The sequence below is a fragment of the Micromonospora parva genome, from assembly GCF_040649675.1.
Lineage (GTDB): Bacteria > Actinomycetota > Actinomycetes > Mycobacteriales > Micromonosporaceae > Micromonospora > Micromonospora parva.
Window position 1 is genome coordinate 46,105 of record NZ_JBEZFX010000020.1, and the last position, 14,938, is coordinate 61,042.

Here is a 14,938-nt window from a genome sequence, read left to right on the forward strand (position 1 = left end):
GCACCGCCACGCCGACGGTCGGCGGCACGATATGCTGACGACGGCAGAGCGCCTGCCAGCGCCCGATGTGGTGGCCCACGCCCAACCGCATGCCCGGGGCCAAGAGTCTCCGACTCCGCGCCGATCTGTCGACTCCCGGCGTGCCGGTCGCGCCGCCTGTTCGGTGGAGTGCGTGGGGCTGCACCGGAGGCGTCATGTCTGATTCCATCCCCCGACGGACCCCAGCCCCGGGACGCGCCCGCAAGCGCGCCATCCGCGAACATGCCGTCCGGGCCGGCGTCGCCTACTCGGAGGCCGCCCGGCAACTGGAGTCGGTCGGCCTCCGGCCCGGCGAAACCCTCTCCAGGTACGGGCGGACGATCTATCCGATCGGGTTCGACCCGCATCGCCAACTGCTCGTCGAACGTCGTGAGCGGCGGTCGTTCGCGGAGCGGTTGTCGGACAGCAGGCGGGCCGCGATCCTGCCACACGGCCGGGCGCGGCATCTCGTCGAGCGGTTCCCGCCCAGCCGGGGGCGTACCGGCAGCGGAGTCGGCCCGCTCTATCACGGCGAGGGCCGCGAGGAACTGCTCGCGATGCTGTACATAGTGGTCGTGGCGGAGTCGCCAGGGTTGCTACCCGAGGTGGGGGACCTCGCCTGGATCGCGGAACTCGGCGAGGACACCGCGCTCGACACGGCCTGCGCCGACATCGACCGCGAGGCCCGTCGCCTGCTCGACCAGGAGCCGATGGCCCTCTGGTCGCGCATCCAGAGGGCGCTGACCACCGCCGAACGGAGCGTGGACGGGCAGGTCCGCCAGGAGGCGGTCCGGCAGACCGCGCTGTTGAGCACGATGATGACGCCGCGTCTGGGACACGCGGGCGAGCCGTGGGTTCCGGGGCTGCCGGTCGCCGGTGCCCGGCAGATCCTCGACGCGCTGCTCATCGTCGCCGACGACGGACACGCGCCGGGCACCCGGGTACGCCTGCTTCCGCAGCCACATCACGGGAAGTCGGCCACGATCACCGGTGCCCGGTGGGGTCGGTCAGGTCCGCCGGTGGGTTATCTCGTGTGGCTCGACGGGGCGACGGCGCCGCTGTCGGCCAGCCCCGACGACCTGATTGTCCTGGCCGACCAGGAGACCATCCCCCGCTGAGCGAGCGAGGCCCCGGCCCCACGAGGCCACCCCACCCCCATGCCGCGATCTTGCACTTTCTGTCCCGACATAGGGGTCATTCCACGCCTCTCGGCAACCGAAACTGCAAGATCGCGGGGGCGCGGGGCGCGGGGCGCGGGGCGCGGGGGCGCGGGGGCGCGGGGGCGGGCCGGCCGGGCTCCCTCGCGGGGGAGCCCGGCCGGTGCGGTCGAGGCCGTCGGCGGGCTGTCCGGCCGGCAGTCGGGGGGTGCTGCGGCGGGAGAGGTACGGACGGCGCGACCGCGCTCCGCGCGGTGGTTCACCTGCTCAGCTCGGCAGGCGGCCCCGCGTGGAGACGAAGTGGTACGACATGACGGCGAACCCGGGGTCACGCAGCAGCCGCCGGAACGCGTTCAGTTGCTGGGGCGACAGCCCGGCGGCCAGCAGGTCCGGTTCCAACTGGCGGGAGTTGGTCTCGTACAGCGACGTTCCGGTCGACCCGCCGGCCCAGCTCTGCGAGTGGGTGATGGTGTCCAGGTCGGTCAGATTGGCGAGGGCCATCTCGGTGTGCACGTCCTGCGCCCAACCCAGGTCGGCGCCGTGCTCCTCCAGGACACCCATCATGGCGTCCATGACCTGCGCGAAGAGCTTCGCGGCGTCGTCGGTCGGTGCGGTGAGCACCCGCTGCGGTGCGGTGCAGTCGAACTCCTCGACCACCAGCCACCCGCCCGGCGCCAGCGCGCCGGTGAGGGTGCGCAGGACCCGGCGGCGATCGGGGAGGTGCAGCAGCACCAGCCGGGCGTGGATCAGGTCGAACGCGTCACCGGGTGGCGGTTCGGTGCGCACGTCGTGCCGGCGTACCCGCAGGTTGCCCTCGGCCACCAGGTGGGTGGGGTCGATGTCGGTGGCCAGCACGTGACCGTCGTCGCCGACCGCGCGGGCGATCCGTCGGGCCATCGAGCCGCCGCCCGCCCCGACCTCCCAGCAGCTCGCGCCCTGTCGCAGCACCGGGCCGGCCAACCGTCGCGTGGTGATCGGATCCAGGAAGGACTCCAGCGCGTGCATCTGCGCGACGGCGTCCGGTGCGCCGTTGTCGAACGTGTACGTGTCGTCGCTCGTGACGGTTGTCATCGGTGTCTACCTCTCCGAGAAGGGTCGGGTGACTCGAGCACTGTCGGGTGCCTACGGGGTGTCGGCCCACAGCCGAGGGGTCGGTCGGTTGGGTGGGGGCGGCGCGACGGCGGCGATGCTCACCATCGCCGCCAGCGGGGCCGGATCGCGGCGGGCCTCCACTGTCGGCCGGTCGTAGACCATCCGGCCGTACTCCAGCACCGCCACCCGGTCGGCGATCTCGATGGCGTGTTGGAGTTGCTGCTCCACCAGCAGCACGGTCAGGCCGTCGGCGGCGAGCTTGTTGACCAGCTCGCGGACCCGCGCCGCCAGATCGGGCGAGAGGCCCTCGCACGGTTCGTCGAGCAGCAGCACCCGGGGCTGGCCGAGCAGCGCACGGGCTATCGCCAGCATCTGCTGCTCGCCGCCGGAGAGTTCGCAGCCGCGGTGTCGCAGCCGCGCCGCCAGCCTCGGCAGCAGGTCCAGGGTCCGGGCGACCGTCCAGCCCTCGCCGCCGGAGGTGCGGGCCCGCCACGGCGCGGCCGCCAGGTGCAGGTGCTCGGCCACTGTCAACCGGGAGAAGACCCGCCGGCCCTGCGGTACCAGACCGACGCCGGCCTGGGCGATGCGGTGCGGTTGCCGGCCGGCGACGTGCACCCCGCCGACCTCGATGCGACCGCTGGACGGGCGGACCAGCCCGGCGATGGTGTGCACGAGCGTGCTCTTGCCCGCCCCGTTGCGGCCCACCACGGCCTGAATGCTGCCCTGGCGCACCCGCAGGGTGACCTCGTGCAGGACGGTTCCCCCGCCGTAGCCGGCGCAGAGACGATCCACAGTGAGCATTACGCCACCCCGTCCGCGTAGGCCTGCCGCACCAGCGGCGAGGTACGGATCTCGTCAGGTGTGCCGGCGGCCAGGGTCCGACCGTCGCGCAGCACCGTGACCGTGTCGGAGAGGGCGTACACCAGGTCCAGTCGATGTTCGACGAGCAGCACGGCGACGGCCCGGGGCAACGCCTGGAGCAGCTCGACCAGTCGGCCGACCTCGACGGCGGACAACCCGGCCGCCGGTTCGTCGAGGAGCAGCAGGCGGGGGCGACCGGCCAGGGCCATGGCGATCTCCAACTGGCGTCGTTGCCCGTGCGCGAGGTGCCCGGCGGGCACCGCCGCGACGGCGGTGAGCCCCATCTGTTCCAGCAACGGACCGGCCAGCTGCTGCGCGGCGCGCCGACGTCCGGCCGGCCACCACCGGCGGCGGGGGATGACCCGTGGCAGCGCGGCCACCACCACGTTCTCCGCCGCGGTCAGCGTCGCGAAGACCGCCGGTCGTTGGTGGATGCGGTTGATGCCCCGCCGCGCCCGGGCCGCCGGGCCGAGCCGACCGATGTCCCGTCCGGCGAACCGCACCGTGCCGCGCTGCGGCCGCGTGGACCCACCGAGCACGTCGAGCAGGGTGCTCTTGCCGGCCCCGTTCGGGCCGATCAGCGCGTGCCGCTGACCGTCGTGGACGCACAGGTCCACGCCGTCGAGCGCGGCGAGTGAGCCGTACCGCACGCTCACCTCCTGGGCGTCGAGCAGGCCGGTCATCCGCCCACCTCCCCGACGGTGGCCCGCTCCTGGGCGGCGGGCGGGTCCGGCTGTGGCGCAGCGGCCTCCGACAGCCGAGACCGGGCCCGGTTGACCCCGGTGGGCAGCAGGTAGACAGTCGCCACGAACAGTGCGCCCAGCACCAGTGGCGCGTGGCCGGGCAGCACCCCGAACAACCAGTCCCGGACGGCGATGACCAGCGCCGCGCCCACCAGGGCGCCGCCCACCGAGGCGGTGCCCCCGATGACCACACCGAGCAGCAGCAGCGCCGACGTGTCGAAGCCGAAATCGGCGGGGGAGATGTACTGCTGGGCGACGACCAGGACCGACCCGGCGGCTCCGGCGATCGCCCCGGCCGCGATGTGCGCGCCGGACAGGTGCACCGCCACCCGGTGACCGCTGGCGCGCAACCGCGTCTCGTCGTCGCGGCCGGCCCGCAGTACCAGCCCGGCGCGGGTACGCAGCAGCACCAGCACCGCGCCGACAAGCGTGGCCACGACGACCAGGGCGTACAGGTAGCGGCCCTGGTCGCTGGCGAGCGCCGGGAGCCCCCAGAACGGGCGGACCGCGGGGACACCGGCCAGCCCGTCCGTGCCACCGGTCACCGACCGCCAGCGCCCGAGGACGACGACCACGAGTTCGCCGATGGCCAGGGTGATCATCAGGACGATCACCCCCCGGGCGTGCACGACGAGCGGCACGATGAGCGCGGCCAACAGCGCCCCGGCGCCCGCCGCGACGACGAGCTGCACCACGCCGACGTCGGAGACCCGGCTGCCGACCACGGCGCAGGCGTAGGCGCCCGCCGCGTACGGTGCGGTCTGCCCGAGGGTGGGCATGCCGGCGACGCCGGTGAGCAGCGCCACGCTCACCCCGACCAGGGCCAGCGCCAGCGTCCGGGCGAGCAGCGCCGTGGTGTAGTCGTCGACCACCCAGGGCGCCACGACCAGGCCCACCAGGACGAGCGCCGCGACGGCACCGCGTGCCCGTCGGATCACCTCGCCGCTCATGCCGTCCGCCACCTGACGGCCAGGCCGCGCGCCCGCGCCGCCAGCACCGCCGCCATGGCGGCGAACAGCAGGAACGGTGCGGCGGCCGGCAGCAACGCCACGCCCAGCGTCTGGATCTCGCCGATCGCGAGCGCGGCCAGCAGGGTGCCGGCCATCGACCCGAGACCACCGAGGACGACGACCACCAGGGAGAGCAGCAGCACGGTGTCGGCGGTGTCCGTGCCGGGGCCGATGATGGGCGCGCCGAGGACCCCGGCCGCGCCGGCCAGCGCACCGGCGGCGGCGAGCACACCGGCCCGGATCCGCGCCGGGCTCACGCCCAGACAGGCGACCATCTCCGGGTCGTCGACGGCCGCCCGGACCAGCATCCCGGCCCTGGTGCGTCGCACCACCAGGTAGAGCGCGGCGGCGAGCACCGCCGCGACGACGATGAACACCAACCGGTACGCGGCGTAGCGGTGACCGGCGACCATCACCGACCCCTCCAGCGTGGCGGGCACCTGGACCTGCGGGTCGTCGGGCCCGAAGCCGGCGACGAGCAGGCTGCCGCCGGCCAGCGCCACCCCGAACGTCAGCAGCGCCTGACTCAGGTGACTGCCGGTGGCGACCGGTGTGAGCAGACCGGCCAACAGAACCCCCGCCGCGGCGGCGGCCAGCACCCCGACCGCCAACGCCAACGCCAGGCTCGCCCAACCACCGTCGAGCAGCGCCGCGGCGGTGTACCCGCCGATCGCGTAGAGCAGGCCGTGCGCCAGGTTGAGGATGTTGGCGACGCCGAAACAGAGGACCAGGCCCGACGCCGCGACGAAGACCAGCAGCCCGTAGGCGACTCCGTCCAACGCCGGGATCAGGTACGGGTCGATCCGGTTCGTGCCGACCGCCACCGCTGTCACCGGCCGACGGTCGCGAGGTCACCCACGACGGTGTTGGACAGCGCCCGGCCGTCCTGGCGGACCTGCCGCAGGTACCACTTCTGCACCGGGGAGTGCGTGGTGGTGGAGAACTGCCAGGTGCCGCGCGGGCTGGCGATCTGGCCGAGTTGGCCGATGGCCGTGTTGATGGCCTCGGGGGTCGGGTCGCTTCCGGCCGCGCCGATCGCCCGGTCCAGCACCGCCGCCGCGTCGTACGAGGCGAGCGCGTAGGTCGTCGGTGAACCGTCGTGCTTCGCCTTCCACGCCGCCACGAAGGCGCGGTTCTCCGCGTTGTCCAGGTCCGGCGAGTAGTTGAGCACCGAGTAGATGTCCCGGGCGGCGTCGCCCTGCGCGTTGAGCACCCCGCCCTCGGTGAGGAACCCGGCCGCGTACAACGGGATGTCCTTGATTTCGGACTGCGCGTACTGCTTGACGAAGTCGACGGCGGCGCTGCCGGCGTAGAAGGTATAGACGGCCGCCGCGCCGGAGGCCTTGATGCGGGCGAAGTACGGGAGGAAGTTCGTGGTGGCCGGGAACGGCGTGAAGGTCGTCTTGCCGTCGGCGTTCGCGAGCTTCCCGCCGATCTTGCTGAACGCGTCGGTGAAACCGCGCAGCTCGTCCCAACCACCCTGGTAGTCCGGGCCGATCGCGTACACGGAGCCCTTCACGTTGTCGCGGACGTGCTGGGCGATCGCCGCCCCGGGCTCGTCGGACAGGTACGAGGTGTGCCAGATGCGGGAGACGTCCTTGAGTTCCGGCCGACCGTTCGAGCCGACCAGTGGCACCTTGGTCTCGTTGAGCACCGGGGTGACTCCGGCGACCGAGCCGCCGCCGACGATGCCGGTGAGCGCCGACACCCGGTCCTGCTTGAGCAGCTTGGTCGCCGCCGGGACGGCGGTCTGGGCGCCGTTGCCCTCGTCGGCGACGATGAGGTCGACCTGCCGGCCGCCCAACTTGCCGTCGTGGGTGTCCAGGTAGAGCTGGAAGCCGTCGCGGATCTCCGTACCGACGGCCTGGTACGTCCCGGACAGCGACGCGAGCAGGCCGATCTTTATCGAGCCGCCGGCGCTCGGGCCCGGCGCGTCGTCGCCGCAGGCCGTACCGGTGGTCAGCACGGCCGCGAGCAGCGCGGCGGTGAGGGCACGGCTGCGCCAAGGCGTGGTGAGAGGCATGTCTGACTCCAGAGGAAGGGGAAGGGGTCTCCGGCGTGGGGGGTGCCGGGGTGGTCAGCGAGTGCGGGCGAGCGCCGCTCGGGCAGCCGGGGTCAGTGCGTCCCCGATCCGGTTGGCCAGCTCGGTCATCTCGTAGGAGACCTTGCCCACGTCGCACTCGGGGGCGGCGAGCACCAGCAGCGAGGCGCCGTCGTTGAAAGCCATCGAGAACATGAACCCGCCCTCGAGCTGCGTGACGTTGGAGATCACCGCGCCGGCGTCGAAGAAGGCCGCCGCCCCGCGCAGCAGGCTGACCAGCCCGCTACCCGTGGCCGCCAACTGGTCGGCCCGGTCCGGTGGCAGGTCGCGGGTGGCGGCCACCATCAGGCCGTCGCTGGAAATGGCGATCGCGTGGCTGACCTCGGCCGCGCGCGCCGCGAAGTTGTCCAGCAGCCAGCCGAGATCCTGTTGGTCGCTCACGTGCTCTCCTGTCGCGTCATGAGTTGCCGCTGTTGATCGGGGTGCGCCGTCGGTTCGCCACGCCCCGCGCGTACGCGGCCATCGCTGTCGCCACCTGCGCCGGGTCGCGGTACTCGGACCGTTGCTGCTGCTGGGGCACTGTCACACCGCCGGGCACGAGGTGCCGTTGCGGCTGCCGTTTGGGCAGGCCGGAGTGGGTGGTGGTGGCGACCTCGGGGGTCTGCGCCTGGGCGGCGGTACGCCAGGCGTCGTCGGCGGGGCTGGACCACTGCCGGCCGTTCTGACCGTTCGGGACGTCGACGACGTCGCTCTGGAACCAGTGGTTGACCTGTTCGAAGATGAGGAGCTCCTCGGTGGGTGCGTCACCCCGGTCCGGCGGTGGGGGAGCCGACCGGAACACCGGCGCCGCCGGCAGGGTCCGCTCCGCCGCCGGGCGTCCGGCGGTGGGTTCGGGGCGCGGCTGGTACGGCGGCGGCGGGTTGGCCGTGCGCGCCGCTCGCCGCGACAGGCGTCCGGGTGCGAGCAGGTACTCCTCCGGTGGCAGGGACCGGATGATCGCCGCGGGCAGTGTCGCCTCGGCGAGGACGCCGCGTCGGGGGCCGCGTCGCAGTTGGACGGTGGCGCCCAGCCGGGCCGCGAGCTGACCCACCACGACCAGCCCCATCGCCCGTACGGCGGCGACGTCGATGGCCGGTGGGTGGGCCAGCAGCTCGTTGAGTTGCTGCATCCGCTGTGCGGACAGCCCCACGCCCTCGTCGCTGATCTGGACGATGACGCGGTCGCCCAGGCTCCGACCGCTCACCCAGGTCTCACTGCCCGGTGGCGAGTACGTCGTGGCGTTGTCCATGAGTTCGGCGAGCAGGTGCACGACCTCGTCGACGGTCTTGGCGGCCACCGCGACGTCCCCGTCGATCATGCCGAGCCGGACCCGCGCGTAGTGCTCGATCTGGGACAGGGCCGCCTGGAGCACCTGTTGCAGTGGGACGTCGCGCTGGCGTACACGACCCACGCCGACACCGCCGAGCACCAGCAGGCTGGCGTTGATCCGGCCCATCCGGGTCGCCAGGTTGTCCAGCGTGTACAGCTGGTCGAGCCGGTCGGGGTCGGTCTCGTCCCGCTCCACCAGGTCGACCTGGGCCAGGACGGCGTCGACCAGCCGCTGTTCGCGGCGGCTCAGGTGGATGAAGATGTCGGCGGTGTTGGCGCGCATGACGGCCTGTTCGGCGGCGGTCCGCACAGCCGCCTGGTGCACGGCGTTGAAGGCCTGGCCCAGCTCGCCGATCTCGTCGTCGCTGGACGGTTCGAGGGCGGCACTGGACTGCTGGTGGGCCAGCTTCTGCGGGTCGACGGTGGCGCTGCCGGGCTGTTGGAGCTGGGCCACCACGGCGGGAAGCTGTTCGAACGCCACGGCGTTTGCCGCGTCCCGTAGGCGGCGTAGCCGTCGGGTGATCTGCCGGGCGACGGCCCAGGTCACCAACGCGGTCAGGATCAGGGCCAGGATGACGCCGGCCGCCTCGGCCACGGCCCGACGGCGCTGGTCGGCGTGCGCGGCCCGGACGTCGTCGCGGACCGCGTCGTCGACCCGGGCGCGCAGGTCGGCCAGGCGGGTGGCGCGCGTCTGGGTGGTGGACACCCAGTCGTCGGTCTCCAGTTTCAGCTGCGAACCCGGCTGTGCCCGGGACACCTCGTCCTGCATCCGTTGCAGGGCGAGCGCCTCCTTGCCGGTGCCGGCCTGCTCCCACCAGAGGCTCCACTCGGGTGGGGCCAGCGCCAGAAACGACAGGCTCGACTCGGTGTAGCTGGTGCGGGCCGCGGTGATGTCCTGCTGCATGGCCGGGGTCAGCTCGCCGCCCGCGACGGCGCGCAGCACCGCCACCTGCTGCTGACCGATGGCCTCGGCCGTCTTCGACAGTGCTGCCGAGGCGCGGATCCCGTCGGCGAGTTGGGCGTCCACCACGCCGTGGGAGACGTTCTCCCGCAGGTTGATGAGGTCGGCGATGGCGATGCGGTAGCTGAAGGTCATCGCGGACACCGACGCGTGGGTGGCGGTGCGGACCTGGGTGCGCAGCGGGGCGAGGCCGTTCAGCGCCGCGTCGATGCGCCGCATCAGCTCGGGGTTGGCGTCGTTGTCGGCGGACAGCCGGCCTCGCTGCGCGCGGTAGCGGGCGACGGCTTCGTCGGTGGCGGCCACCTCCGCGACGAAGGCGTCCTGCTGCTCCGGCCGGGCGTAGGTGAGCAGGTCGGCGGCGGCGATGCGTTCGCGTTGCAGCCGGTGGGCCAGGTCGCCGGCCTCGGCACCGACCTGTGTCAGGAGCTGGAGGTCGCTGGCACGGGCCGTCTGGCGTGCGCTCTCGGTCAGTGCGAGACCGGCGAAGCCGATCACCGCGATGAGCGGGGCTGCCACGATGAGGCGCATCCGACCGGCTATCTTCCAGCCGCGTCGGCGCGTCGGGTAGGGTCTGGCCGCGTGGGACCGGGTGCTCGACGCCAAGATTGACTCCCACGACTCGTCGATGACGGTCTATCCGCACGTTGCCGAATGCAAGTCCCATTCGGCCGGAAGCCGCGCTCGTAGACCAGACCTGGCCGTGGTACAAACTGCCCGTACCAGCATCTGTACCCAACGTCAGCGACCGGTGACGCCGCGCGGTCGTGGCGGATCCGCCGGGTCAGCGCTGGTTGTCGGGGGGCCCGACCGGTGGGTGCCGCCGCTGCGGGTCGTCCGGTTCGGGTTGGCCGTTGAGCACCTGGCCGATCAGTTCGCGCAACTCGTCGATCGCGTCCACGACGGCCTCCGGGTCCCGCGCGTCGCGCCGCCCACGCTGACGCGGCACCCGCCGATCCAGCCGGGCCGGCTCCGGCCCGCGCGGGCCCCGGCGACCATCGGCTGCCAACTGCTCGGCCGCGACCTGCGGCCAGAGCGCGGCCAGTCGTCCGCCGGTGCCGAGCACGTCGTCGCAGCGCAGCGCGAACTCGTGGCTGCCGAACCGGCGACCTGACTCGACCGCGGCGACCGTCTCCCGGCTGAACCGCACCAGATCCGCCAGGGCCCGTTGGGTCAGGCCCCGTTTGACGCGACAGTTGCGCAACTCCCACCGGAACCGTTGACTGGCCGCGGAGTGAGCCGAGCTCGACGGGGACGTGTGCTCCATGCGCTCACCTTCGTGGAACGGACATTCAGCGACCGATGAGGGATCGAGGCCGGCCAATGAGCGGGACATTCGCAGAGAGCAATTCTTAACCCATGATGCGGTGGGTGTGAAGACGTTCACCGGCATGGATCGTCGGGCAAAGCGCGAACGGCGCGGGCCGGACCGGTGCCGGCACGGAGATGCGCCGGGCGGAGCGGACAACCCTCGCACGTCCCCACCCCTCGACCCGTCGGTAGGTCGACATCGCCGGCGCTCAGCCGGCGCGCACTTCGGCCGTCGCGCCACCGCGTGCCACCGGCTCGTCCGAGGACGCCGGGATATCGATTGTCGCGAGCAGTCTGCGGTGCGCACGAAACGCGACATTGGGTTTGTATGAACGATGTTGCTCCGGCGACAGTCGGAGGCCGGGAATGGTTTGGGCGAGTCGGCTGATGGCGATGCCGGCCTCAAGTCGTGCCAATCCCGCGCCGATGCAGAAATGTGGACCGTGACCGAACGACAGGTGGTTGCCCACATCGGGTCGGTGTGGGTCGAACCGGTCCGGGTCCTGGAATGCCGCCGGGTCCCGGTTCGCCGCGCCGATCAACAGCAGGCAGCGTGCCCCGGCGGGGATCGTCACCGCACCCACTGTGACGTCGCGGGTGGTCACCCGGAGCCAGCCGTCGATGGCCGGCGCGAACCGGAGCGTCTCGGCCACGAAGGCGGGGACGAGCCCCGGATCCTCGGCGATCGCCGACCACCGCCGGGGGTCGGACAGGGCCTGGTCGAGAGTGTGGGCGAGCAACCCGGCGGTGGTCTCGTGCCCCGCGACCAGGAGGTTGAAGGCAAGGCTCGCCACCTCGGGCACCGTCAGGACGCTGTCGTCGTCGTCGCGGTAGGTCAGGGCCCGGCTGATGAAGTCGTCGCCCTGCTGTCCACTGTCCACCCGTCGGCGGACCAGCTCTTCACAGTAGTGCCAGAACTCCAGCAGGCCCTGCGCCAGGCGTACCTGCTCGGCCGGGTCGGGCTGCCCCCAGATGAGGGCGATCTGACCGTCCGCCCAGCTCCGGATCCGCCCGATGTCCGCGTCGGGCACCCCGAGGATGTCCAGGACCACCAGCAGGGGAAGCTCGGTCGCGAAGTCCGGGACCAGGTCGACCTGCTCGCCCTGGCGGGCGGCGAGACGGGACACCAGCTGCTCGACCCTTCGCCGGACGATCGCCCCGTACTCGGCCTCGACCCGCTCGGCGGTGTTCGCGAAGGTCGCCCGCAGGGCCCGGCGGGTGCGTGGGTGCGTCGGTGGGTCCGCGGCGGCCGTCGTGGGTGGCGCGTCGATCTGCATGATCACGCTCAGTGCCGCCGGGCAGACCTCGTAGACCGGAACGAGGGTGAGGGCATTGGCGAATGTCGCGGCGTCGGCGAGGGCCCGCCGGACGTGTGCGTGTCTGCTGATCAACCACAGGTCCAGATCTTCGGCGTAGTGCGCGCCGGCGGGATCGTCGAGAATGCGCCGCCACACGCCAGCCGGGTCGGTGAGATAGACCCTACTGAAGGGATTCAGACGCATGGAAAGCCTCCTGACGCACGCGGCGCGAAACCGGCAGCGCCCCCATTTGGCGATCCACTTCGGCGATGCCGATAATGGCGCTCATCTGCCTCTGGCCCTTTACGGTGCGCTGGCCAGGCGTACAAGTCAAGATTGGTTGTCGTCTATTTATTGCTTGGCCTGATTGCGTGTTGCAACAGCCGGGCGAACCTGGCGGGATGCAACTTGCGGCACGGCCCTTGCCCGGAAAAGCCGACCCGGTCGGACGGTGCAATCGACTCGCCGATTCCCCTCATGACCGGGGAAACGACCCCCGGGACGACGAGTGACGCCGCCGGGCCGGTGACAACGGTGCGGGGGGTTCCAGCCCAGGCCGGAACCCCCCGCACGTCGGGTCGTGACGACCCGGTCAGGGCGCCCATGGAGCGGCGATGCTCCAGGTGCTGTCGGCGGTCCACAACGTCGGCGTGTTGTACGCGTCGCCGCCGGTGCCGTTGCTGAGCCAGACCTCCGCGTTGTAGTGCCGCAGGTACTTACCTCGGAAGTTGTACGACTCCAGCGACACACCGGTGCCGGTCAGCCCGGTACGGGCGCACCAGGTGGCGTCGGCGCGCAGCAACGCGGAGCCGTCGTCCGGCGAGTTGCGGACCCGGGAGTTCTGGTGGCGCAGGTACTGCCCGGGGAAGTTGACCGACTCGAACGAGTAGCAACCCGTGCCGGCCAGGCCGGGGCGGATGGTGTACGTGGCGTCGGCCTTGAGCAGGCTGGGGCTCGCGGCGTCGACCACCTCGGTGTAGGCCAGGCCGTCCTGGTGGCGCAGGTAACGGTTGGTGAAGCCGGGCGTGGTCACCTGCAACGATCGGCGGGTGTTGGTCGGCAGGGCGACGGGCCCCGAACTGCCGATGGTCTTCGAGGCGTTGATCAGTGCGGTGTTGGCGGCGCGCACCCGCGCCTGGTCCATCTTGATCACCCGCCGGTCGTAGGTGAGGAAGCCGTTCAGCTCACCCTCCAAATCGGTGATCTCGGTGTAGACGGAGGCGCTGAGCCCCTTGCCGAGCATCAGGTTCTGGCTGCCCTGCACCAGCCCCACGTAGCGGTCCGTGAGCGCTGTCGAGTTGGCCTGCCACTCGTAGGCGAAGAACTGACCGTTCGGGCTGTACTCGTGCCCCGGCGTGTGCAGGCCCAGGCCGCCGAACTCACCGAGCACGGCGATCCGGGTGCTCGACGGTACGGGGGAGTCCGGCCCGAGGTAGACGTGCCAGTCGTCGATGTCGCCGTTGCCGGGGTTGCCGAGGGACTGGCAGCAGTTGTGGCCGCTGTGCGGGTTGACCAGACGCGTCGGGTCCTGGTTCTTGATGTTCTGCGCGACCCGCCGGGTGTCGGCGAGGGACCGCTCGCCCCAGCCCTCGTTGTACGGCGTGTACGCGATCACGGCGGGTGAGCTGCGGTGCTCGTCGACGATCTCGCGCGCCTCGGCCTCGAACTGCGCCTGCTGCGCGTCGGTGGGGTCGACGTCCTGTGCGGTCAGCGACGGGATGTCCTGCCAGACCAGCAGGCCGAGCCGGTCGGCGTGGTAGAACCAGCGCTGCGGTTCGACCTTGATGTGCTTGCGCACCATGTTGAAGCCCAGGTCCTTGTGCTTCTGCAGGTCGAAGGCGAGCGCGGCGTCGGTCGGCGCGGTGTAGAGCCCGTCCGGCCAGAAGCCCTGGTCGAGGGTGCCGACCTGGAACACGAACTGGCCGTTGAGCTTGGGGAGCAGCACCCCGTTGACGAGACCGGTGGTGATCTCCCGCATGCCGAAGTAGTGCGTGGTCCGGTCCACCACGGCGCCGGCGGCGTTGCGCACCGTCACCCGGAGGTTGTAGAGGAACGGGTCATCGGGTGACCAGCGGCGCGCGTTGGGCACGGGCACGGTGAACTCGGTGAAGCCGCCGGTGGCCGAGCCGACCACAGTGGCGCCGTTCAGCGCCTCGGCGAGCACGCTGTGGCCGCTCACGTCGCCCCTGGTGAAGACCCGGACCCGCACGGTGTTGGTGCTCAGGTTCGGGTAGAGGTCCACGCTGCTGATCGAGGCGGCGGGCACCGGCTCCATCCACACCGTCTGCCAGATGCCGGAGCTGGGGGTGTAGAAGATCCCGCCGGGTGTCTTGGTCTGCTTGCCGATGGCGGGCAGGCTGCCGTTCTGCCGGGTGTCGGTGGGGTCCCAGACCTTCACGACGATCTCGTTCGCCCCGGCGGTGAGCTGGGCAGTCACGTCGAAGGTGAAGGCGTCGTAGCCACCGGTGTGCGCACCGACCCGGACACCGTTGACCCAGACGGTGCTCTGCCAGTCGACGGCGCCGAAGTGCAGCAGGGTCCGCCGGCCCGACCAGTTGGCCGGGATGGTGACGGTGCGTCGGTAGAACAGGTAGTTGCGGTTGTCGTTGGCGGCCCGTTGGATGCCGGACAGGGCGCTCTCCACCGGGAACGGCACGTTGACCCGCTCGGGCAGGTTGGTGCCGAACTGCGGGGCGTCGTCGGTGGTCGACTGGCGTAGCTGCCACTCGCCGTTGAGGTTGAGCCAGTCCGGCCGCGTCATCTGCGGTCGCGGGTACTCGGGCAGTGGGGTGCCGGCGAGGGCCTGGCTGGTCCAGGGGGTGGTCAGTGGCGGCGTCTTGGCCGGTGCGGCGGACGCCGACGAGGAGGGCGCGGCGAGAAAGCCGGCCACCACCGCGAGGACGAGCAGCAGGGGCAGGGCGGGGCGGATGGGGACGTGACGTGTCATGCCGTCTCCGAGGGGGGCGGGTTGCCACGGGCGGTGCAGCCAGGCCCGAAGCGCGTGGGTGGTGGGCATCGGGTGGTCATTGACGGGGGACGGGCGTCAGCGACGGACGTCGGGTGGGATCTCCACCCGCCGAC

At 71.9% G+C, this 14,938-nt stretch carries 12 protein-coding genes; 1 reads left to right on the forward strand and 11 read right to left on the reverse strand.

The genetic code is table 11. The features are described from left to right. The first annotated feature begins 194 nt into the window (after positions 1-194). Positions 195-1,136, forward strand: coding sequence for a hypothetical protein (locus AB0C03_RS31890; protein ID WP_357640991.1), 942 nt, complete (start codon positions 195-197; stop codon positions 1,134-1,136). A 306-nt stretch (positions 1,137-1,442) separates the two neighbouring features. On the opposite strand, the gene AB0C03_RS31895 is transcribed toward AB0C03_RS31890, so the two are convergent. The 11 genes from AB0C03_RS31895 to AB0C03_RS31945 all read right to left on the reverse strand — a co-directional run bounded on the left by AB0C03_RS31895 (position 1,443) and on the right by AB0C03_RS31945 (position 14,804). Then, positions 1,443-2,246, reverse strand: a complete 804-nt coding sequence (locus tag AB0C03_RS31895) for a class I SAM-dependent methyltransferase (RefSeq protein WP_210866868.1) — start codon at positions 2,244-2,246, stop codon at positions 1,443-1,445. Between the two features lie 51 nt (positions 2,247-2,297). Further along, on the reverse strand, positions 2,298-3,068 hold the full coding sequence (locus AB0C03_RS31900) for an ABC transporter ATP-binding protein (RefSeq protein WP_357640994.1): 771 nt from the start codon (positions 3,066-3,068) through the stop codon (positions 2,298-2,300). Then, the gene (locus AB0C03_RS31905; RefSeq protein WP_210859933.1) at positions 3,068-3,811 is read right to left on the reverse strand and encodes an ABC transporter ATP-binding protein; all 744 of its coding nucleotides are present in this window, start codon (positions 3,809-3,811) and stop codon (positions 3,068-3,070) included. Before AB0C03_RS31905 ends, AB0C03_RS31900 begins: the two co-directional genes overlap by 1 nt. After that, on the reverse strand, positions 3,808-4,821 hold the full coding sequence (locus AB0C03_RS31910) for a branched-chain amino acid ABC transporter permease (protein WP_357640998.1): 1,014 nt from the start codon (positions 4,819-4,821) through the stop codon (positions 3,808-3,810). The genes AB0C03_RS31905 and AB0C03_RS31910 overlap by 4 nt, the downstream gene beginning before the upstream one ends. Next, positions 4,818-5,714, reverse strand: coding sequence for an ABC transporter permease subunit (locus AB0C03_RS31915; RefSeq protein WP_051708784.1), 897 nt, complete (start codon positions 5,712-5,714; stop codon positions 4,818-4,820). Before AB0C03_RS31915 ends, AB0C03_RS31910 begins: the two co-directional genes overlap by 4 nt. Further along, the gene (locus AB0C03_RS31920) at positions 5,711-6,904 is read right to left on the reverse strand and encodes an ABC transporter substrate-binding protein (RefSeq protein ID WP_030336258.1); all 1,194 of its coding nucleotides are present in this window, start codon (positions 6,902-6,904) and stop codon (positions 5,711-5,713) included. Before AB0C03_RS31920 ends, AB0C03_RS31915 begins: the two co-directional genes overlap by 4 nt. Before the next feature lie 54 nt (positions 6,905-6,958). Then, positions 6,959-7,363, reverse strand: coding sequence for a roadblock/LC7 domain-containing protein (locus tag AB0C03_RS31925; RefSeq protein WP_030336260.1), 405 nt, complete (start codon positions 7,361-7,363; stop codon positions 6,959-6,961). A 16-nt stretch (positions 7,364-7,379) separates the two neighbouring features. After that, the gene (locus AB0C03_RS31930; RefSeq protein ID WP_357641002.1) at positions 7,380-9,779 is read right to left on the reverse strand and encodes a sensor histidine kinase; all 2,400 of its coding nucleotides are present in this window, start codon (positions 9,777-9,779) and stop codon (positions 7,380-7,382) included. 253 nt (positions 9,780-10,032) lie between these two features. Next, complete coding sequence (locus AB0C03_RS31935) at positions 10,033-10,515, reverse strand: helix-turn-helix transcriptional regulator (RefSeq protein WP_030336264.1); 483 nt, start codon at positions 10,513-10,515, stop codon at positions 10,033-10,035. A gap of 253 nt (positions 10,516-10,768) precedes the next feature. Beyond that, positions 10,769-12,061, reverse strand: coding sequence for a cytochrome P450 (locus AB0C03_RS31940; RefSeq protein WP_357641006.1), 1,293 nt, complete (start codon positions 12,059-12,061; stop codon positions 10,769-10,771). Between the two features lie 388 nt (positions 12,062-12,449). Then, complete coding sequence (locus AB0C03_RS31945; protein ID WP_357641009.1) at positions 12,450-14,804, reverse strand: AbfB domain-containing protein; 2,355 nt, start codon at positions 14,802-14,804, stop codon at positions 12,450-12,452. Between the last annotated feature and the right edge of the window lie 134 nt (positions 14,805-14,938).

Bases quoted from the DNA above. Each gene is read 5' to 3' on its own strand.
- AB0C03_RS31900 (WP_357640994.1), bottom strand. From the start codon at position 3,068: ATGCTCACTGTGGATCGTCTCTGCGCCGGCTACGGCGGGGGAACCGTC.
- AB0C03_RS31940 (WP_357641006.1), bottom strand. From the start codon at position 12,061: ATGCGTCTGAATCCCTTCAGTAGGGTCTATCTCACCGACCCGGCTGGC.
- AB0C03_RS31895 (WP_210866868.1), bottom strand. From the start codon at position 2,246: ATGACAACCGTCACGAGCGACGACACGTACACGTTCGACAACGGCGCA.
- AB0C03_RS31945 (WP_357641009.1), bottom strand. From the start codon at position 14,804: ATGACACGTCACGTCCCCATCCGCCCCGCCCTGCCCCTGCTGCTCGTC.
- AB0C03_RS31935 (WP_030336264.1), bottom strand. From the start codon at position 10,515: ATGGAGCACACGTCCCCGTCGAGCTCGGCTCACTCCGCGGCCAGTCAA.
- AB0C03_RS31910 (WP_357640998.1), bottom strand. From the start codon at position 4,821: ATGAGCGGCGAGGTGATCCGACGGGCACGCGGTGCCGTCGCGGCGCTC.
- AB0C03_RS31920 (WP_030336258.1), bottom strand. From the start codon at position 6,904: ATGCCTCTCACCACGCCTTGGCGCAGCCGTGCCCTCACCGCCGCGCTG.
- AB0C03_RS31930 (WP_357641002.1), bottom strand. From the start codon at position 9,779: ATGCGCCTCATCGTGGCAGCCCCGCTCATCGCGGTGATCGGCTTCGCC.
- AB0C03_RS31890 (WP_357640991.1), top strand. From the start codon at position 195: ATGTCTGATTCCATCCCCCGACGGACCCCAGCCCCGGGACGCGCCCGC.
- AB0C03_RS31905 (WP_210859933.1), bottom strand. From the start codon at position 3,811: ATGACCGGCCTGCTCGACGCCCAGGAGGTGAGCGTGCGGTACGGCTCA.